Here is an 18,578-nt window from a genome sequence, read left to right as displayed (position 1 = left end):
AATCACTGATAGGAAACCAGCGTTGCACCATTTTCATGGCTGAAATCTGGCTTCACGCCAAGCATGGCTGCTGAGCGCCTAATGATGTTGCCGGCGATGACCCCCGCATTGGCGGCGGCGACGTCCGTCATCCCGGGCTTTTCCGGATGCGGGGCGTCGGCAATCGTAAAGACGAGATATTGCGGATCGTCCATCGGGAAGGCGGCGACGAAGGTGTTGAAGTTCAACTCCTTCGAGTAGCGGCCGTTGATGACCTTCTCGGCAGTTCCGGTCTTGCCGCCAACCCGGTAGCCGGGGACCCTGGCGTTTCTGGCGGAGCCCTTCTCAGCGTTGAGCGTATAGAGGTAGCGCATGCCTTCGACCGTCTTTTCGCTGACCACTTTCTTGGCCACCGCCATTGCATCCTGCTCGCTGCGGACCAGGAATGTCGGCTGGATCAGATAGCCGCCATTCATCAGCGCCGCGCAGCCGACAGCCGCTTGCAGCGGCGTCGTCGACACACCATGGCCGAAGGCGATGGTGAAAGAATTGACCTGTTTCCAGACCTTCGGCTCAGTCGGGCGGGCGACCTCCGGCAGTTCGGTCTGCATCTTGTCCAGAATTCCAAGGCGATGCAGGAATTCGCGGTGCCCTTCGATACCGACAAGCTCGGCCTCCCTGGCCGACCCGATGTTGGACGAATAGAGGAACACCTCCGGCAACGACAGCACCCGGTTCTTGCCGTGAAAGTCGTGAATGGCCTGGTGGCCGACCCGGATTGGATGCGAAGCGTCGAAGCGGCTCGCCATCGTCGCCTTGCCGGAATCGAGCGCCATGGCCGAGGTGAAGCTCTTGAAGGTCGAGCCCATCTCGTAAAGGCCCGCCGACATACGGTTCAGCCGGTCCTTGTCCTGTGCGTTGTAAGGATTGTTCGGATCGAAATCCGGCACCGAGGCCATGGCTATCACTTCGCCGGTCTTGACGTTCAGCACAACGGCGCCGGCGCCCATGGCGCGATAGCGCTCCAGGCCGGCGGCGATCTCGTCGCGCACCACATGCTGGACGCGCAGATCGATCGAGAGCTTCACCGGCTTCAGGTCCTTGGCCACCGCCAGGCCCGACGCCTGCAGGTCGCTCAGACCTTGCTCATCGATATATTTCTCCATGCCGGAGATGCCCTGGTTGTCGATGTTGGTCAGGCCGACGACGTAGGACGAGGTTTCGCCGCTCGGATAGAAACGGCGCTTCTCCGTGCGAAAGCCGAGGCCTGGAACGCCGAGCGACATGATGTCGGCCTGCTGCTTTGGCGTCAGCTGTCGCTGCAGCCAGACGAAGCCGGCGCCGCTCTTGAGCTTGCGATAGGTCTGCTCGTAATCGATCTCAGGCAGCACCGTCGACAATTTCTCGATCGCCTCGTCGGCGTCGACGATGCGGCGCGGCTCGGCAAACAGCGACGCCGTCTTGATATCGGTCGCCAGCACTTCGCCATTGCGATCGACGATATCGGGACGCGACGCGGTGACCCTGCTCTGCGGGCCATCCGACAGGTCCGGGTTCTGCAGGCCGAGATAGACAAGCCGGCCGGCAATCGTCGAATAGATGGTGAAGAACACCGCCATCGTCATGACGATGCGGGTCCTGGCCTTGCCGCCCGTCGCCTTGCGCGCCGCGTCGACGACGATCGAGCCGTCCTCGGCGGTCTTCTTCCGGCGCTTCAGCAGGTCACCGATACTTGGAAGCCTGCTAATCATTGCACCGTGCTCCCGGTGACCACCGGATCCTTGTCGCCCGCAGCTCCATTGCCGGAATTGTCGGCCATGCCGCCAAGCCGCTGCGAGGAGAGGTCCTCGATGGTCACGGGCTTCACGGGAATGTCGTCAAGGCCGCCGATCTGGTGGGCGCCAACCGGTTCGAGCCCGAGCTGGGTCTTGTAGATATTGGCAAGTTTCTGCAGCCGCGACGGCTGGGTAAGCAGGCTCCAGTCCGCCTTGAGGAGATCGATCGTGTCTTCCTCGTAGCGGATTTGCGCCTGTATCTTCTGCACGGCCGCCATTTGCTCCTCTGCCTCGCGCTTGGTCTTGTAGGTCAGGGCCGCAGCCGAGACCATGACGGCGATCAGGACTATGTCGCTGGTACGAAACACGTGCTCACCTCTCTCCCGGCCGTTCGACGGCGGGAAGCTTTGGAAGGCCGAAAATCGAAAAATCGCCTGAGCGCGCCGGCGCTTCGGTGCGCATTGCCGCACGCAGCCTGGCCGAGCGCGCCCGCGGATTGGCCGCTATCTCGGCCTCTCCCGCCGTCACCCCGCCGCCGGCCTTGCGGAAAGTCGCGACACGAACAGGTGCATCGGGCATGTGGCGTGAGCCGCTGGCGGCTTCGGAACGGTCGGCGATGAAGCGCTTGACGATGCGGTCTTCCAGCGAATGGAACGTCACCACGGCAAGCCGCCCGCCAGGTTTCAGCACGCGCTCGGCGGCCAGCAGCGCCCTTGCAAGCTCGCCAAGCTCGTCATTGACGAAGATGCGCAGCGCCTGGAAGACGCGCGTGGCCGGATGGATCTTGTCCTTCGGCCCTCGTCCGATATGCGTTTCGATCGCGTCGGCGAGATCGAGCGTGCGCTCGAAAGGCTTCTTCTCACGCCGGCTCTCGATCATGCGCGCGATGCGGCCGGCATGACGCTCCTCGCCGAGAAAGCCGAAGATCCGGGCAAGGTCGCCGGCCTTGAAGGTGTTGACGACATCGGAGGCGCTTAAGCCCGCTTGCGCCATGCGCATGTCGAGCGGTCCGTCGGCGCGAAAGGAAAAGCCGCGCTCCGCCTGGTCGAGCTGCATGGACGAAACGCCGATGTCGAGCACGACACCGTCGGCGCTTTCAACATGCTCGTCCAACGTGGAGAATGGCGCCTGGACAAGCGTCAGCCTGCCGCCGGCCTGCTGTTCGAGCGCCCTGCCCGCCGCGATTGCGTCCGGGTCGCGATCGATGGCGACGACGGAGGCGCCGCGATCGAGAATGGCGCTTGTATAGCCGCCGGCGCCGAATGTCCCATCGACGATCGTCTCGCCTGGCTTTGGCTCGAGAGCTTCAAGCACTTCGGCAAGGAGGACCGGAATGTGACGGGCCGGTCCGCCAACGGCGTGAGGGTCATCGCCGTGGCCAGCCATCATTCCGATCGCTCCTCGGGCTTCGTCCCCTGCCGAAGCTGCAAAAGCCTGGCCCGCGCCTGCGCCCCATAGGCGGCAAGCCGTCCCGGCTCCCAGACCTGAAAGAAATTGCCGCGGCCGACAAAGACCACCTCGTTCGAGATGCCCGTATGCTCGCGGATGAAATCGGTCATGGTGATGCGGCCGTCCTGGTCGAGCTTCAGAAACGTCCCGTCGCCATGGCAGAAGAATGACATATCGTCCGCCGTCTGCAGGAACGGGTCTTCCAGCGCGATCCGCTGCTCGTAACGGTCGAGCAGGTCGAGCCCGCCGACATCCATGGCCGGAAGGTCCAGGCAGCGCAGCGCGTAGAGTTCCGAGTAACCGCGCTTCTGCACCACAGCGCGAAAATGCGCCGGAACGGAGACCCGTCCCTTCGCGTCTATCCTGTTCACCGCATTTGACAGAAATCGGTCCAATGAACGCTACAGCCGCTTCCGCCGCCGCACCCCTTCCCATGTCGTTCTCCGCGCCCCTGCCGCACCCGCGGCAAATCGCTTCATTCACCGGGGCGAAAACCGGCAAACGCGCAGCCGCCGCGACTGCCCGATCGGCGTACGCTTCACCCTGACGCGGAACGAAAGCTTGATTTAAATGGGATATCATGGGGCACTATGGGCGTCAACGGGAACAGGCATCACAAACACGCGCGCCACAACCAGAAAGCGCAGGCTGAAGGCACGTCTCGTCTTTATCGTCTATTAAGCCTAACGAAGCGTTTAGAGCCCTCTGGCCCAAAAAGACGCTGCTTGCTGCGAACAGTCCTCGCGCATAGCGTCGGTTGACGCCTTTCTGCCCAAAACAAGGATCGAGCTGATGCCTGACAATGCGAAATCACGCGCCGCGACACTTGCCCATCTGCGCAGCGCCGATTTCGCCAAGGGGGATCCGATCCCGTTGCCGCTGACCATGGCCTCGATCTTCCACGCGCCGGGCGACGCGACGGGCTTCGATCAATATGGCCGCTTCAGCAACCCGACCTGGCATGCGGTCGAGCATGCGCTCGGCCATCTGGAAGATGCGCAATGCGTTGCCTTTCCGTCGGGAATGGGCGCGATTTCAGCGGCTTTTTTCTCGCTTCTCAAATCGGGCGACCGCATCCTTTTGCCGTCGGACGGCTATCACACGACGCGGGCGCTGGCCGAGCGCTTCCTGAAATCGCTCGGCGTCGCCTATGACGTGAGGCCGACGGCAACCATTCTCGATGGCGGTTTCGCCGGCTACCGGGCGGTTTTTGTCGAAAGTCCGTCGAACCCCCGGCTGGACATCTGTGACATCACCGCCGTCGCCAAGGCCGTCCATGCGCAAGGAGGGATCTTGATCGTCGACAACACGACGATGACGCCCTTCGGCCAGCGCCCGCTCGATCTTGGCGCCGACATCGTGGTCTCGGCCGACACCAAGGCGATCAACGGCCACTCGGATGTGCTCTTCGGCCATGTCGCCAGCCGCGATCCCGACATTGTCGCCAGGGTGAAGGATTGGCGCGAGACTGCCGGCGGCATCCCCGGTCCGTTCGAGGCCTGGCTGGTGCATCGCGGCCTCGAAACGCTGGAAGTGCGCTTCGACCGCATGTGCTCGTCGGCCGAAACGATCGCGCGGCGGCTGAAACACCACCGCGCCGTAAGCGGCCTACGCTTTCCCGGGCTCGAGGGCGATGCCTCGCACAATCTGGCGCGCGCCCAGATGGAGCGCTTCGGCTTTTTGATTTCCTTCGAACTGGCCTCCGAAGAACAGGCCGAGCAATTTATCGATAATTGCGCGCTGATCGAATCGGCGACGTCCTTCGGCGGCGTGCACACATCCGCCGAGCGGCGTTCGAAACGCGGCGATGCCGTGCCGCCGGGCTTCGTCCGCCTGGCGATCGGCTGCGAGCCGGTGGAAGAACTCTGGCGGGCGATCGAAGCGTCGCTGGACAAGATCGCCTGAGCAAATACGGCGCCCAGTCACACCTCGATTTTCGCCGCCCCTTTGGTTTTCATCATTTCGAGATATCTGGCCCGGGCGCGCTGAATCACAGGCGGCCCTTCCAGAGCCGGCCCGCTGTCGATGCCCTCCTGCACCAGCTCCCGCAGTTCTTCGACTGTGTAGCCGAGCAGGTCGCGCCGCTCCTTCCATTGTCTGAGCGCATCGCGGATCACTTCGCTGGCCGAGGCGTATTCGCCTGCTGCGACGACATCGTCCACCGCCGCCGCCAGCTCCGGCGAAAGCGTGATGCTGCGTTTATCGACCCGGCCCATGACGCGCTCCTGCTCTTTCCCAGCAAGGTACGATTTAATCGCACCGGCTTCAAGGAACCGATGATGACGCTCAAAGCCCCACCTGCCCAAGGCGCTGAATCAAAAGGCACGCCTTTCGGCGTAACCTTCTGATTTCGGAGAGCTATCGCAAGTTCGGAAAACTGCCAGCTGGCCTGTAAGCCGGGTTTTGTATGGCCCTCGCCCTGGAGCGAGAACGTGGCGGCCATTCATCTTGGGCGCATGTTGCCATGCGCCTCACGCAACCTACCCGGACGGTGGGCCGGAAACAGCCCTCGAAGGTTTCCCTTCGCACCGCCCCTATTCGGTTTTGCTCCCGGTGGGGTTTGCCCTGCCGCTCCTGTTGCCAGTCGCGCGGTGGGCTCTTACCCCACCCTTTCACCCTTGCCGCGGCAGAAGCCGCGGCGGTTTGCTTTCTGTGGCACTTTCCCTGGGGTCGCCCCCGCCGGCCGTTAGCCGGCACCGTGTTTCCATGGAGCCCGGACTTTCCTCACCCGCAGCCTTTCGGCTCTCGCGGGTGCGGCCGCCCGGCCAGCTGGCAAGCGCGTATAAAGGGTTTCCCACCTGAAAAGGCAAACGAAAAAAGCCGATCCGTGTGGCCCAAAAAGTTCTCGGGCTCAGTCTGAAGGTGCCCGGCGATTTTGGACAAGGACATGCACGAGGGCTACACCTTGCCCAAATCCGCCTTGGCGGACGAGCTTTAGGCCGGCGAGCCCAGCGCCACCAACTGCACCTTCACCTTGCTGCAATAGGCGGCCGAAATCGGATTCATCCGCGTCGCGCCGTGACCCGCATTGTATTTGAGGATCGTGCCACAGGTGGTCCCGCCGCCGAGGTCCCGCGCCATGGCGAGATACTTCATGCCGTATTTGATGTTGGTGTCGGGATCGAACAATCCCTTGGCCGAACCGGTATAGCCCATCATCCGCGCTGTCGCCGGCTTGATCTGCATCAGGCCGATCTCACCCGCGCCGCCGACCAAGTTCGGCCGGTAGTTGCTTTCGATCTTGATGACGGCATTGGCCAGCGACACCGGCACGCCATAGCTCGCGGCATAGCGGGCAATGATCGTCGAATACTGGCCGCTGCCCGCCGCGGCGGGCGTCGCCAGGGCAACCTTGCCGGTATTATTGATCGAGGCCGTCGTGGTGAGATCAATCCTCTTTCTGCCGCGCTTGGCACGCTTGGCCGTCGATTTGGTTGCCCTGGTCGCGGCAACCTTCTGCACCTTTGCCGGAGCTCTCTTGATTTTTGGCGCCTTGCTGCCTGGGGCAGCCTTGGTCGTCGTGGGGGCGACAACAAGGCCACCTGCCCGAAGGCTCAAAGGGGCGGCGCTTGCCGGATTGAAGGCAAAACTTATCACTCCGACAGCAACAGCTGCCGCTACAACGGTCAATTTTTGCATGTAGTCCTGTTCTGTTAGAACCGCGCGAAGAAATTCACGCAGTTGTTCAAATTCAACATCGGATCATCCGGGGGGATAGACGTCCAATGACTTGCGGGAGAGGCATTTGGAGGTGGAATTGGCGGCAATAAAGGCGGCGCAATTCACTTTAAGTGACAGATTGTAATTTAAGGAACCTGGCGTGAGTTATTTGACGGAGGCTGACTTTACGGAAGCCAGGAGCCTCTGCAGGGTACGGATCGTCGAATTGTCCGCCACGCCATCGACCAGCCGCCGCCGGAAATGCCGCTGGAACGCCGCCACCACGATTTCCGTCTGCTGGTCGTAAACACCCGATATCTCGACACCATAGCCATAGAGCGCCAGCATCGACTGCAGCGCCTCGACATCGGAGCCGGTGTCGCCGGCCTTCAGCGCGGCGCCCGGCTTTATCGGCGCCGCCGGCACGAGGTGACCGACACCGGCTCCAAACAGCGCCTTCCAGGGGAATTTCTCGCCGGGATCGACCTTGCGGCCAGGAGCCACGTCCGAGTGCGCGAGCACTCTTGCCGCGGGAATGGAATAACGGCCCACGATGCCGGCGCACAACTCGATCACTGCACCGACCTGCCGCCGGGGGAAGGCTTTATAACCCAGTGAATGCCCGGGATTGACGATCTCGATGCCGACCGAACAGGAATTGATATCGGTGCGTCCGAGCCAGGAACTCGTGCCGGCATGCCAGGCGCGATCGCTCTCGCGCACCATCTGGATGATGCGGCCGTCCTCATGAACAAGATAATGCGAGGACACCTCGCTTGCAGGATCGCATAGCCACGCCTCGGCGCCGGCGCCGCTTGCCATGCCGGTATAGTGCAACACGATCATGTCGGGCCGGAGCGTCTCGCGGCGCGGACCGAAATTCGGCGACACCCGGACCTCGGCACCTGGCTGGTCGGGCAGAAAGCCGCTCATACGTGCCTGAGGCCCCGCTCGATCATCTCATAGGCGGCATTGATCGCCGCCACCCTGGTCGTGGCGATCTTGATGAATTCCTGCGGCAGGCCGCGCGCGATCAACCTGTCGGGATGATTGTCGGAGATCAGCTTGCGATAGCGTTTCCTGATTTCCTCGAACGGCTTGCCGCGCTCGATGCCCAGAACGACATAGGGATCGGCCGCGCCAAGATTGACGTGCCGCGACAGGATCGTCTCGTAATGCGCCTCGTCGATTCGAAAAATCTCCGCGATCCGATGCAGGAACTGTCCTTCCCGCTCATGGATGAGGCCGTCCGCCTTGGCTATGTGGAACAAGCCGTCGAGGATGTCTTCCAGCATCATGCAGTTTGCATGGCCCGAACCGCAGAGCTGCGCCATGCGCTGGGCATAGATCTCAAATCCGGCAATGTCCTGCTGGGCGATGTCGTAAAGCCGCGCCACATTGCGTGTCTCGCTTGGCGGCACCTCGAAGATTTCCTGGAAGGCGCGCACTTCGTCTTGCGTGACGATGCCATCGGCCTTGGCCATCTTGGCCGAGAGCGCAATCATGGCCACCGAGAAGGCGACGCGCCGGCGCAGATCCGGATCGCCGGAAAACACGGTGCGCACGGCTTCGACGACATCCGCGACGCCCGAGGACGCCGACGACGAAACACGAGCGATGAAGTCGCCAAGGCGGTCCCAAATCGACATGCCGCTTCATAGTGCGAACCGGGCGGTTCTATCAAGCCTGGACGATGCCGCAGGTGATCGGCGATCTACGGGCACGACGGCGCAAAAAAAGGAGGCCGGCATTGCCGGCCTCCTCGCAATTATCGGGTCGACTCTTACTGCGCAGGCGCGGCAGGAGCCGGATTTGTTGCCGGAGCCGGTTCAGCGGGCTTCGAAGCGTCGGGCGAAGCCGGCTTCATCGGTTGCTCGTTGGCCGGCGGATTGGTGCTCTGGGTGGTGGTATTGTCGGTACCGGTGCCACTGTCGCTACAAGCCGCGACCCCCAGCAGGGCGAGCGCCGAAACAGACGCCAGGATGAGCTTCTTCATGGTATCTCTCCTTCAACAGACGCTCACATTTCGGTGAGCGGTCACAAAGGAAATGCATTGGGAGGGCTGCCGGTTTCGTAACGTTGCATTTCTACCTGTAACATCAACTTGCGATTGCTGGCGCCGAAATCCCGAACTAACAGAACATACGCTCGAAGACATAAATGGATTAGCAGAATGCCGGCAGCCGAGGGGACAGGGAAATGGGACTTCTGGATCGACCGCGGCGGCACGTTCACCGACGTCATCGGCCGTGATCCGCAAGGCCGCCTGCACCCTCGAAAACTCCTGTCCGAAAATCCCGAGGCCTATGCGGACGCTGCCATCCAAGGCATTCGCGACCTGCTGGGTTTGAAAGGCGCCGCCGCCATTTCCGCTGACACCATCGGCGACGTCAAAATGGGCACGACCGTTGCCACCAACGCGCTGCTCGAGCGCAAGGGCGACCGCGTGCTCCTGCTCATCAGCAAGGGTTTTCGCGACGCATTGCGCATCGCCTACCAGGCGAGGCCGGACATCTTCGCCAAGGAGATCATCCTGCCGGAGCAGCTCTACGAGCGCGTCATCGAGATCAACGAGCGCGTGCGCGCCGACGGCTGCGTCGAGCGCCTGCTTGACATCGCGGCCTGCCGTCCGGCGATCGAACAGGCCAAGGCCGACGGCATCGACGCGGTCGCCATCGTCTTCATGCATGCCTGGAAATACCCGGACCACGAAAAGGCCGTGGCCAAGGTCTGCCGCAAGATCGGCTTCAGCCAGATCTCGGTCAGCCACGAGGTCTCGCCGCTGATCAAGCTGGTCGGCCGCGGCGACACCACCGTGGTCGATGCCTATCTGTCGCCGATCCTGTCGCGCTATGTGCAACGTGTGGCCGGCGAACTGGGCGCCGGCCCGCGCCTGATGTTCATGATGTCATCGGGCGGCCTCACCGCCGCCGACATGTTCCAGGGCAAGGACGCGCTGCTTTCGGGACCGGCGGGCGGGGTCGTCGGCATGGTCGAGACGGCAAAGCTCGCCGGCTTCGAAAAGGTCATCGGCTTCGATATGGGCGGCACCTCGACCGACGTCGCCCATTATGACGGCGAATATGAGCGCGCCTTCGACACCGAGGTCGCCGGCGTGCGCATTCGCGCGCCGATGATGCGCATCCACACGGTTGCAGCCGGCGGAGGTTCGATCCTGCACTATGAAGCCGGCCGCTTCCGCGTCGGCCCGGATTCCGCCGGCGCCAATCCCGGCCCCGCCGCTTACCGGCGCGGCGGCCCGCTTGCCGTGACCGACGCCAACGTCATGCTCGGCAAATTGCAGCCCGATTTCTTCCCGGCGATTTTCGGCGCGGGCCAGGACCAGCCGCTCGACGTCGGCACGGTCGGCAAAAAATTCAGGGCGCTTGCCGCCGAAATCGGCGACGGCCGAACACCCGAGGCGGTTGCCGAGGGTTTCGTCACCATCGCCGTCGAGAACATGGCCAACGCCATCAAGAAAATCTCGGTGCAGCGCGGCTACGATGTCACCGAGTATCTCCTCAACTGCTTCGGCGGCGCCGGCGGTCAGCACGCCTGCCTGGTCGCCGACGCGCTTGGCATGGAAGCGGTGCTCATCCACCCCTTCTCCGGCCTGCTTTCAGCTTACGGCATCGGCCTCTCGTCGGTCTTCGCCTCGCGCCAGCAGGCTTTGCTGCAACCGCTTGCCGAGGAATCCCGCTCGGCGATCGAGGCGCTCATCGCAGCCTTGCGAAGCAACGTCGTCGCCGAGCTTGGCGAACAGGGCATTGCCGACGATGCGCTTTCAACGAAGCCTGTCCTGCACATCCGCTATGACGGCACCGATACGGCGCTGCCGGTGAATTTCGAGCATGGCTCGATCTTCCGCGCCAGAAGCGATTTCGAGGCCGCGCACAAGGCGCAGTTCGGATTCGTCTATGACGACAAGCCCATCGTCATCGAGACCGTCGCCGTCGAAGGCACGGAAGCCGCTCGACAGGACAAGGCTGAAGCCTACGCGCCCGCCGGGCCGGCAAGGATCGAGGCCAAGCCTTTGGAAAGCCGGCGCTTCTATACCGAAGGCCGCTGGCACGAGGCCGGCGTCTACCGCCGCGAGAACCTGCGGCCGTCCCACACGGTCGCCGGGCCCGCGCTGATCATCGAGCCGAACCAGACCATCGTCGTCGAGCCGGGCTGGCGCGCCGAAATCACCAATCTCGACCATGTCTTGATACGCCGCGCGGAAAGAAAAGCGCGCGCCGCAGCGCTCGGCACCGAGGCCGATCCGGTGATGCTGGAGGTCTTCAACAACCTCTTCATGTCGATCGCCGAACAAATGGGCGTGACGCTGCAGAACACCGCTTATTCGGTCAACATCAAGGAACGGCTCGATTTTTCCTGCGCCGTGTTCGACCGCCATGGCGCGCTGGTCGCCAACGCGCCGCACATGCCGGTGCATCTCGGTTCCATGGACCGTTCCGTCGAAACCATCATCCGCCTGAATTCCGGCGACATCCACCCTGGCGACGTCTTCGCGCTCAATGCGCCGTATAATGGCGGCACGCATCTGCCCGACATCACCGTGGTGACGCCCGTCTTCGACGATGCGCGCAGGGAAATCCTGTTCTGGGCGGCCTCGCGCGGCCATCACGCCGATGTCGGCGGCACCGCGCCCGGCTCGATGACGCCTTTGGCCACCACCGTCGACGAGGAAGGCGTGCTGTTCGACAATTTCCGCATTGTCGATCGCGGCCGCTTCCGCGAGAAGGAACTGGAAACCCTGCTCACCGACCACCCCTACCCCGCGCGCAATCCCGCCCAGAATATCGCCGACCTCAAGGCGCAGATCGCCGCCAACGAAAAGGGCGTGGCGGAATTGCGCAAAATGGTCGTGCATTTCGGCCTCGATGTCGTCGAAGCCTATATGGGCCATGTCCAGGACAATGCCGCCGAGAGCGTGCGCCGCGTGATCGAGCGCCTTCCCGACAGCGCCGCTTACGAATACCCCACCGACACTGGCCAGGTTATCAAGGTCAAGATCACCGTCGACCGGCAAAAGCGCGAGGCGACCGTCGACTTCACCGGCACCTCGCCGGTGATGAAGAACAATTTCAACGCGCCTGAGCCGGTCGCCCGCGCCGCCGTGCTCTACGCCTTCCGCGTCATGGTCGAGGACATGATCCCGATGAACGCCGGGTGCCTGAGGCCGATCAACATCGTCATCCCCGACGGATCGATGCTAAAGCCCGCCTACCCAGCAGCCGTCGTCGCCGGCAATGTCGAGACCTCGCAGCATGTCACCAATGCGCTTTTCGGCGCGATGGGCGCCATGGCCAACGCGCAAGGCACGATGAACAACCTCACCTTCGGCAACAAGAAATACCAGTATTACGAAACGATCTGCTCAGGCTCGCCGGCCGGACGGGTGAATTCGGGCCGCGGCTTTTCCGGCACTTCCGGCGTCCACACCCACATGACCAATTCGCGCCTCACCGATCCGGAGGTGCTGGAACTGCGCTTCCCCGTCGTGCTGGAAGACTTCCACATCCGCGAAGGCTCCGGCGGCAAGGGCAAGTGGAACGCCGGCGACGGCACCAAGCGCACCATCCGCTTCCTCGAAAAGATGGAATGCGCGATCCTGTCCTCGCATCGAAATCGCCCACCTCAGGGCCTCGACGGCGGCGGCGATGGCGAGGCGGGCTCGACCTGGGTCAGGCGTAATGACGGCTCGGTCGACGTCTTGAAAGCCTGCGACCAGACCACGCTCGACGCCGGCGAGGCCGTCATCGTCACCACGCCGACACCGGGAGCGTTCGGCAAAGCGTAAAGTTCCCCGTCAACAGGCTGTCACCCGCCTGTCATCACGCTGCGCTACCCGCTTGCGCCAACGCAAACGGGGAATCACCTTGCCATGTCGGATGTTTCCGCAGAACTCGTTTATCGCCGAGGCAAGGAAGTCGGAAAGGCCGTCTACCAGAACCGGGTATTGTCGAAGGACGGCATTTCCGAGCGGCTGTTCGCTTTCCTGTTCTCCGGCCTCGTCTACCCGCAGATATGGGAAGACCCGGATGTCGACATGGAGGCCATGCAGCTCGGCGCCGGCCACCGGATCGTCACAATCGCATCGGGCGGCTGCAACATTCTGGCCTATCTGACGCGCTCGCCGGCCAGAATCGACGCCGTCGATCTCAACGCCGCGCATGTCGCGCTGAACCGGATGAAGCTGGAGGCCGTGCGCCACCTGCCGTCGCAGGGCGACCTGTTCCGCTTCTTCGGCGCCGCCGACACCAGCCACAATTCCGATGCCTATGATCGCTTCATCGCGCCGCATCTCGATCCGGTCAGCCGCCACTACTGGGAACGCCGCAACTGGCGCGGCCGCCGGCGGATCTCGGTCTTCGACCGCAACTTCTACCAGACCGGCCTGCTCGGCCTCTTCATCGCCATGGGCCATCGCGTCGGCAAGCTGTTCGGTGTCGATCCCGCCGGCATCATGAAGGCCGAGAGCATCGGCGAGCAGCGCCGCTTCTTCGACGAGGAGCTGGCGCCGATCTTCGACAAGAAGCTGCTGCGGTGGGCGACGTCGCGCAAGGCTTCGCTGTTCGGCCTCGGTATCCCGCCGGCGCAGTATGACTCGCTGATCACCTCCGGCGACGGTTCGATGGCGAGCGTGCTCAAGGCGCGGCTGGAAAAGCTCGCCTGCGATTTCCCGCTCAAGGACAATTACTTCGCCTGGCAGGCCTTTGCCCGCCGCTATCCGCAACCCGGCGAGGCCGCGCTGCCCGCTTATCTGGAACAGCGCAATTACAAGACGATCCGCGGCAACATCGACCGCGTCGCCATCCATCACGCCAACCTGATCAAGTTCCTGGCCGCCAAGGATGCCGGCACCGTCGACCGCTTCGTCCTGCTCGACGCCCAGGACTGGATGACCGACGATCTGCTCAACGCGCTGTGGACCGAGATCACCCGCACGGCTTCGGTCGGTGCCCGCGTCATCTTCCGCACCGCGGCCGAACCCAGCCTGCTGCCCGGCCGCGTTTCCAGCTCGCTGCTCGACCAGTGGACTTATGAGAGCGAGGCTTCGCGCGAATTCTCGGCCAGGGACCGCTCGGCGATCTATGGCGGCTTCCACCTTTACGTGAAGCGCGCGCCATGAGCACGACGGAGCTGCCGGCCAGCCATGCCGAACTGATGGACGGCGTCTACCGCTGGCAGCGCCATATCTACGATCTGACCCGCAAATACTACCTGCTCGGCCGCGACCGGCTGGTTGCCGGGCTGGACGTGCCGCAAGGCGGCACCGTGCTTGAGCTCGGCTGCGGCACCGGCCGCAACATCGCGCTTGCCGCCCGCCGCTATCCCAACGCCCGTTTCTTCGGCCTCGACATCTCGGCCGAGATGCTGGAAACGGCGAACGCGGCCATCGCCCGCGAGGGTTTGTCCGGCAAGGTGAGCCTGGCGCGCGGCGACGCCACCGATTTCGACGCCAAGGCGCTTTTCGGCATCGAACATTTCGACCGCGTCTTCGTATCCTATTCGCTGTCGATGATCCCCGGCTGGGAAAAGACGGTTTCAGCCGCCCTTGCTGCGCTCGCCCCCGGCGGGTCGCTGCACATCGTCGACTTCGGCCAGCAGGAAGGCCTGTCGCGCTGGTTCCGCACCCTGCTGCGCGGCTGGCTGCGCAAATTCCATGTCGAGCCGCGCGCCTCGTTGCGCGACGTGCTTGAATCGGAATCCGAGCGGACCGGCGCAACCTTCCGGTTCAGAACGCTTTATCGCGGTTATGCGTATCTCGGCGTGATCGGATCTGGCAAATAGCAAGCGCTACTAATGCAGCGCCTTGACCAGCACTCCCACCATCGTCTGCGGCCGGTAGCCGAACTTGGAGGGCGTCAGCCCCAAACGTACCACAACCAGTTGCTCCGACGGAACGATTGCCACCGTCTGGCCGTCATGGCCTTCCATCCAGTAGGTATCCTTGGGCAGGCCGGCGGCAGCGCCGGCGCCGGGCTTTTCCTCATCGCCTGGCCCTTCGATCCAGACCTGGCCCTTGCCGTAGACCTTCGAGGCCGGCGCAGGCTCGCGCATCCAGTCGACGAAGCCGGCGGGAAGCACCTGGTTTCCATTCCACACGCCGCCCTGCAGCAGAAACTGGCCGAAGCGCGCCCAGTCATGCGCCGTGGCGTAGAGATAGGACGAGCCGACGAAGGTACCCTGCTCGTCGGTTTCGAGCACGGCGCTATGCATGCCGAGCGGCTCGAACAATGCCGTGCGCGGCCAGGCCAGCGCCTTCGCCTTGTCGCCGATCGCATCCTGCCACAGCCGCGACAGCATCACCGCAGTGCCACTCGAATAGGAAAACGCCTTGCCGACCCCGCCGGTCAGTGGCTTGGCCGCGGCGAAGCCCGCCATGTCCGGCTGGAGATAGAGCATCCTTGTCACGTCGGCGACGTCGCCATAGTCCTCGTTGAATTCGAGCCCGCTCGACATCGCCATCATATCGGCAAGGCTGATGGCGGCGCGCCCATCCGCCTTCCACGGCGCGAACAGGCCCTTGTTGTCGAGCGCCATCTTGCCGTCCTTGACCAGCGTGCCGATGATCGCGGCGTTCACCGTCTTGGTCATCGACCAGCCGAGCAGCGGCGTCTTGGCCGAAAAGCCCGCGCTATAGCGCTCCGCGATGACGCGGCCGTTCTTCACCACCACGATGGCGCGCATGCCGGTGCCGGCCATCGCGGCGTCATCGACGATTTTCGCGACGTCGGGATTCTGCGAGGCGTCCACCCGCTCGCCGTCGGGCCAGAGTGCGTCGGGCTGCGTCGCCGACGGTGGCGCCGCGCGCAGCGACATCTGCCGCGCCTTGCCGGTATCGCCGTCGGGAACCGACGCGCAGCCGACGCCGTCACGCTCGACAGCAACGCTCTTGCCGAGAACCCAGAGCAGCCCCGCCGAAACCAGCCCCCGCTCCTTGTCGACGGAGACTTTCATCAGCTTGAGCAGCGGATGGCCGGGCGCCTGCACGTCGACAGCCAGAACCTCGTTGGCGTCGCGGCCGGCGATGAACACATTCGAGCATACGATCTTGGCCGAATAGCCGGACCCGACTCGGATCAGTTCGGGCGGCGCGAAATAGAGCCATGCGAAAAGTGCAGCCACCGCCAGCACAACAAGACCCAGCAGCCATTTGACGAACTTCACGACAGCCCGCATCTTTTCCCGCCCTTTGGATTCTACGGCTCGATTTATGTCATCGATTTGCCGCCATTGCTTCCGCAAAATCGTCGGTGTTGTCGAGCGCCGTCAATGGATTATCAACCATGTTCGGCGATCAACTGAGCAACTAGGGCGGTCCTGTGGGGAGACCGTCCGAGGGGGCCTGCGCGAGCAACGGCCATCTGCAAAGACCCATCAGCAGCCGGCTGAACCCGGCCTGGGAAATACCATGCGCCGTCTCGCGGCCATACTGATGCTGACGCTGCTGGGCGCCTGCTCGACCGTCGACGACCTTGCTCCGCTGTCGCCGTCCTCGCAGACTGTGCGCGCGCCCAAGTTCGACGATTCCAAGCCGCATGAATGGGACAGCGGCACGCCGTGGAATTACGCCATCCACGGCACCGATGTTTCCAAATACCAGACCTCGGTCGACTGGCCGACGGCCAGGGCCAGCGGCATCTCCTTCGCCTTCATCAAGGCGACGGAAGGCGGCGACCGTTTCGATGAGTATTTCAACGAGCACTGGGCGCGCACCAAGGCCGCCGGCATGCCGCGCGCCGCCTATCATTTCTTCTATTTCTGCACGCCGGCCGAGACCCAGGCGCGCTGGTTCATTGCCAATGTTCCGAGAGACCCGTCTGCGATGCCGCCGGTGCTCGACATGGAATGGAACCCGAAGTCGCCGACTTGCCGCCTGCGCCCCGATCCGGCCACCGTGCGCAGCGAAATGACCGTCTTCCTCGAAATGGTCGAGCGTCACTACGGCAAGAAGCCGATCATCTACACCTCGCTCGACTTCTTCGACGACAACCAGTTGGCGACATTCCGCGGCTATCCTTATTGGCTGCGCTCGGTCGCCGGCCATCCGCGCGAGAAATACGGCGGTCACCCATTCACCTTCTGGCAGTACACCGGCACCGGCATCGTGCCCGGCATGACCGGCAAGTCGGACATCAATGTTTTCAACGGCTCGGAAGCCGCCTGGAAGAAGTGGCTGCGGCAGAACACCCGTTGACATCGGCCGTCCCGCCTGCTTTTCGACATGGCGGGCGGCGAAACATGCAACCGCTGGTAATCTGGAGCGGCGCACTCGTGCGGATGCCTAACGCGGCTCCTGAACTTTGAAATCCTCGCATGCGCCTGTCAAAGCCCGCTCCGGGTTGCGATGGGGTCATGCGCTGGTCTCGAAAGGAAAGCGATGCGATTGCGCGTTGAAATCCTGGCGGCGCTGTTTGTCTGCGCGTTTGCACTGCCCGCAGCGGCACAGGAATGCGGCGGCGATTTCGAGGCCTGGAAGCAGGGTGTGGCAGCGGAAGCCAGGGCGGGCGGCGTCGGTGCCGTCGGCCTCGACGCGCTGGAAGACGCCACCCTTGACGAGCGCGCGTTGGCGCGCGACCGCGCCCAGGGCGTCTTTACCCAGACTTTCACCGAATTCGCCAACCGCATGATTTCGGGCTATCGCCTGAAGCAGGGCGCGGCCAATCTGAAGAAATATGCCGATGTCTTCGACCGCGCCGACAAGCAGTTCGGCGTCCAGCCGGCGATCATCGCCGCCTTCTGGGGACTGGAAACCGACTTCGGCGCTGTGCAGGGCGACTTCCATACCCTCAACGCGCTGGTGACGCTTTCGCATGATTGCCGCCGCCCGCAACTGTTCCGGCCGCAACTGGTGCCGCTGCTGACCCTGATCGACCGCGGCGTGCTCCCGGCCGACGTCAAGGGCGCCTGGGCGGGCGAGATCGGCCAGACGCAGATCCTGCCGACCGACTATCTGGGGCGTGGCGTCGACGGCGATGGCGACGGCAAGGTCGATCTCAGGAACAGCGTGCCGGATGTCATCATGACCACGGCCGACAAGATCATGTCGCGCGGCTGGAAGCGCGACCAGCCCTGGGTCCAGGAAGTGCGCGTCCCCGATGAGATGCCATGGGACCAGACAGGCCGCACCAACAAGCTGCCGCTGTCGCAGTGGGCTCAGTGGGGCGTTACCGAACCCGATGGCAACCCGCTCATCGACAACGGCCTCAAGGCCGGCCTGGCGCTGCCCATGGGCCGCAAGGGCCCCGCCTTCCTGACCTACGACAATTTCGATGTCTACCTCGAGTGGAACCAGTCCTTCACCTACGCGCTGACTGCGGCGGTGCTTGCGACACGGTTCGCCGGCGCGCCGCAATTCGATCCGCGCACGCCCGAGCAAGGCCTCGATGGCGACCAGATGAAGGCGCTGCAGACCAAGCTCGAAGCCAAGGGCTACGACGTCGGCACGGTCGACGGTATCCTCGGCACCAACACGCGCGAAGCAATCCGCAAGGAACAGATGCGGCTCGGCCTTCCCGTGGATGGCTGGCCGACGCCGGACTTGCTGGCGAAGCTGTAGCGCCCTTCCCTTCTCCCCTAGTGGGAGAAGGTGGCCGAGCGAAGCTCGGTCGGATGAGGGGTGCTCCAGGGAATACCAACGTCTCACTCCGCTGGAACACCCCTCATCCGTCTCGGCGCTACGCGCCGATCCACCTTCTCCCA

16 protein-coding genes and 1 other RNA gene are annotated in these 18,578 nt (G+C 63.5%); 6 read left to right on the top strand and 11 right to left on the bottom strand.

Features of this window, described 5'->3' with window-relative positions:
• Positions 1-2: 2 nt before the first annotated feature.
• Genes YU3_RS0124550 through mraZ form a run of 4 tightly spaced genes read right to left on the bottom strand, consistent with a single transcriptional unit; the run spans position 3 to position 3,598 of the window.
• The gene (locus tag YU3_RS0124550) at positions 3-1,730 is read right to left on the bottom strand and encodes a penicillin-binding protein 2 (protein WP_027168709.1); all 1,728 of its coding nucleotides are present in this window, start codon (positions 1,728-1,730) and stop codon (positions 3-5) included.
• On the bottom strand, positions 1,727-2,122 hold the full coding sequence (locus tag YU3_RS0124545; RefSeq protein ID WP_027168708.1) for a hypothetical protein: 396 nt from the start codon (positions 2,120-2,122) through the stop codon (positions 1,727-1,729). The genes YU3_RS0124550 and YU3_RS0124545 overlap by 4 nt, the downstream gene beginning before the upstream one ends.
• A 4-nt stretch (positions 2,123-2,126) precedes the next feature.
• Entirely contained in the window at positions 2,127-3,143 is a 1,017-nt protein-coding gene (gene rsmH / locus YU3_RS0124540; protein WP_027168707.1) for a 16S rRNA (cytosine(1402)-N(4))-methyltransferase RsmH, read from the bottom strand.
• Entirely contained in the window at positions 3,140-3,598 is a 459-nt protein-coding gene (mraZ, locus tag YU3_RS0124535; protein ID WP_027168706.1) for a division/cell wall cluster transcriptional repressor MraZ, read from the bottom strand. Before mraZ ends, rsmH begins: the two co-directional genes overlap by 4 nt.
• A gap of 397 nt (positions 3,599-3,995) precedes the next feature.
• Here mraZ and YU3_RS0124530 point away from each other — a divergent pair, with 397 nt between their 5' ends.
• Positions 3,996-5,108 (top strand): cystathionine gamma-lyase, encoded by a 1,113-nt coding sequence (locus tag YU3_RS0124530; RefSeq protein WP_027168705.1) that lies wholly within the window; start codon positions 3,996-3,998, stop codon positions 5,106-5,108.
• Positions 5,109-5,125: 17 nt separating this feature from the next.
• On the opposite strand, the gene YU3_RS0124525 is transcribed toward YU3_RS0124530, so the two are convergent.
• The 6 genes from YU3_RS0124525 to YU3_RS0124505 form a co-directional block, all read right to left on the bottom strand.
• Positions 5,126-5,419 (bottom strand): type II toxin-antitoxin system ParD family antitoxin, encoded by a 294-nt coding sequence (locus tag YU3_RS0124525; protein ID WP_027168704.1) that lies wholly within the window; start codon positions 5,417-5,419, stop codon positions 5,126-5,128.
• Between the two features lie 160 nt (positions 5,420-5,579).
• An RNA gene (rnpB, locus tag YU3_RS38800) (RNase P RNA component class A) lies at positions 5,580-5,976 on the bottom strand.
• Positions 5,977-6,137: 161 nt separating this feature from the next.
• Positions 6,138-6,842 carry a lytic transglycosylase domain-containing protein gene (locus tag YU3_RS0124520; RefSeq protein WP_027168703.1) on the bottom strand — a complete coding sequence of 235 codons (705 nt, stop codon included), beginning with the start codon at positions 6,840-6,842 and terminating at the stop codon, positions 6,138-6,140.
• 186 nt (positions 6,843-7,028) lie between these two features.
• Positions 7,029-7,796, bottom strand: a complete 768-nt coding sequence (locus YU3_RS0124515) for an N-acetylmuramoyl-L-alanine amidase (protein ID WP_027168702.1) — start codon at positions 7,794-7,796, stop codon at positions 7,029-7,031.
• On the bottom strand, positions 7,793-8,512 hold the full coding sequence (locus tag YU3_RS0124510) for a DnaJ family molecular chaperone (protein ID WP_027168701.1): 720 nt from the start codon (positions 8,510-8,512) through the stop codon (positions 7,793-7,795). The genes YU3_RS0124515 and YU3_RS0124510 overlap by 4 nt, the downstream gene beginning before the upstream one ends.
• 134 nt (positions 8,513-8,646) lie before the next feature.
• Complete coding sequence (locus YU3_RS0124505; protein ID WP_027168700.1) at positions 8,647-8,859, bottom strand: hypothetical protein; 213 nt, start codon at positions 8,857-8,859, stop codon at positions 8,647-8,649.
• A gap of 177 nt (positions 8,860-9,036) precedes the next feature.
• Here YU3_RS0124505 and YU3_RS0124500 point away from each other — a divergent pair, with 177 nt between their 5' ends.
• The 3 genes from YU3_RS0124500 to YU3_RS0124490 all read left to right on the top strand — a co-directional run bounded on the left by YU3_RS0124500 (position 9,037) and on the right by YU3_RS0124490 (position 14,663).
• Positions 9,037-12,669: a hydantoinase B/oxoprolinase family protein gene (locus tag YU3_RS0124500; RefSeq protein ID WP_027168699.1), complete on the top strand. Its 3,633-nt coding sequence runs from the start codon at positions 9,037-9,039 to the stop codon at positions 12,667-12,669.
• A gap of 84 nt (positions 12,670-12,753) precedes the next feature.
• Positions 12,754-14,001 (top strand): DUF3419 family protein, encoded by a 1,248-nt coding sequence (locus tag YU3_RS0124495; protein WP_245273649.1) that lies wholly within the window; start codon positions 12,754-12,756, stop codon positions 13,999-14,001.
• On the top strand, positions 13,998-14,663 hold the full coding sequence (locus YU3_RS0124490) for a class I SAM-dependent methyltransferase (RefSeq protein ID WP_027168697.1): 666 nt from the start codon (positions 13,998-14,000) through the stop codon (positions 14,661-14,663). Before YU3_RS0124495 ends, YU3_RS0124490 begins: the two co-directional genes overlap by 4 nt.
• 9 nt (positions 14,664-14,672) lie before the next feature.
• Here the strand turns inward: YU3_RS0124490 and YU3_RS0124485 are convergent, their stop codons facing one another.
• Positions 14,673-16,055 carry a serine hydrolase gene (locus YU3_RS0124485; RefSeq protein WP_027168696.1) on the bottom strand — a complete coding sequence of 461 codons (1,383 nt, stop codon included), beginning with the start codon at positions 16,053-16,055 and terminating at the stop codon, positions 14,673-14,675.
• A 232-nt stretch (positions 16,056-16,287) separates the two neighbouring features.
• Between YU3_RS0124485 and YU3_RS0124480 the strand changes: the two genes are divergently transcribed.
• Together YU3_RS0124480 and YU3_RS0124475 are read left to right on the top strand one after the other, a co-directional pair.
• Positions 16,288-17,073, top strand: a complete 786-nt coding sequence (locus YU3_RS0124480) for a GH25 family lysozyme (RefSeq protein ID WP_027168695.1) — start codon at positions 16,288-16,290, stop codon at positions 17,071-17,073.
• A 183-nt stretch (positions 17,074-17,256) separates the two neighbouring features.
• Positions 17,257-18,435: a lytic murein transglycosylase gene (locus tag YU3_RS0124475; protein ID WP_027168694.1), complete on the top strand. Its 1,179-nt coding sequence runs from the start codon at positions 17,257-17,259 to the stop codon at positions 18,433-18,435.
• Positions 18,436-18,578: the final 143 nt, after the last annotated feature.

The sequence above is a fragment of the Mesorhizobium sp. WSM3224 genome, assembly GCF_000427725.1.
Taxonomy (GTDB): domain Bacteria; phylum Pseudomonadota; class Alphaproteobacteria; order Rhizobiales; family Rhizobiaceae; genus Mesorhizobium.
Note: the sequence above shows the minus strand (reverse complement) of the source record. Positions and strands in the feature narration are given on the sequence as shown.

What these genes read in the sequence shown, in the direction of transcription:
- YU3_RS0124550 (WP_027168709.1), bottom strand. Translation starts at nt 1,730, where the DNA reads ATGATTAGCAGGCTTCCAAGTATCGGTGACCTGCTGAAGCGCCGGAAG.
- rsmH (WP_027168707.1), bottom strand. Translation starts at nt 3,143, where the DNA reads ATGATGGCTGGCCACGGCGATGACCCTCACGCCGTTGGCGGACCGGCC.
- YU3_RS0124530 (WP_027168705.1), top strand. Translation starts at nt 3,996, where the DNA reads ATGCCTGACAATGCGAAATCACGCGCCGCGACACTTGCCCATCTGCGC.
- YU3_RS0124525 (WP_027168704.1), bottom strand. Translation starts at nt 5,419, where the DNA reads ATGGGCCGGGTCGATAAACGCAGCATCACGCTTTCGCCGGAGCTGGCG.
- YU3_RS0124520 (WP_027168703.1), bottom strand. Translation starts at nt 6,842, where the DNA reads ATGCAAAAATTGACCGTTGTAGCGGCAGCTGTTGCTGTCGGAGTGATA.
- YU3_RS0124515 (WP_027168702.1), bottom strand. Translation starts at nt 7,796, where the DNA reads ATGAGCGGCTTTCTGCCCGACCAGCCAGGTGCCGAGGTCCGGGTGTCG.
- YU3_RS0124510 (WP_027168701.1), bottom strand. Translation starts at nt 8,512, where the DNA reads ATGTCGATTTGGGACCGCCTTGGCGACTTCATCGCTCGTGTTTCGTCG.
- YU3_RS0124505 (WP_027168700.1), bottom strand. Translation starts at nt 8,859, where the DNA reads ATGAAGAAGCTCATCCTGGCGTCTGTTTCGGCGCTCGCCCTGCTGGGG.
- YU3_RS0124500 (WP_027168699.1), top strand. Translation starts at nt 9,037, where the DNA reads ATGCCGGCAGCCGAGGGGACAGGGAAATGGGACTTCTGGATCGACCGC.
- YU3_RS0124495 (WP_245273649.1), top strand. Translation starts at nt 12,754, where the DNA reads ATGTCGGATGTTTCCGCAGAACTCGTTTATCGCCGAGGCAAGGAAGTC.
- YU3_RS0124490 (WP_027168697.1), top strand. Translation starts at nt 13,998, where the DNA reads ATGAGCACGACGGAGCTGCCGGCCAGCCATGCCGAACTGATGGACGGC.
- YU3_RS0124485 (WP_027168696.1), bottom strand. Translation starts at nt 16,055, where the DNA reads ATGCGGGCTGTCGTGAAGTTCGTCAAATGGCTGCTGGGTCTTGTTGTG.
- YU3_RS0124480 (WP_027168695.1), top strand. Translation starts at nt 16,288, where the DNA reads ATGCGCCGTCTCGCGGCCATACTGATGCTGACGCTGCTGGGCGCCTGC.
- YU3_RS0124475 (WP_027168694.1), top strand. Translation starts at nt 17,257, where the DNA reads ATGCGATTGCGCGTTGAAATCCTGGCGGCGCTGTTTGTCTGCGCGTTT.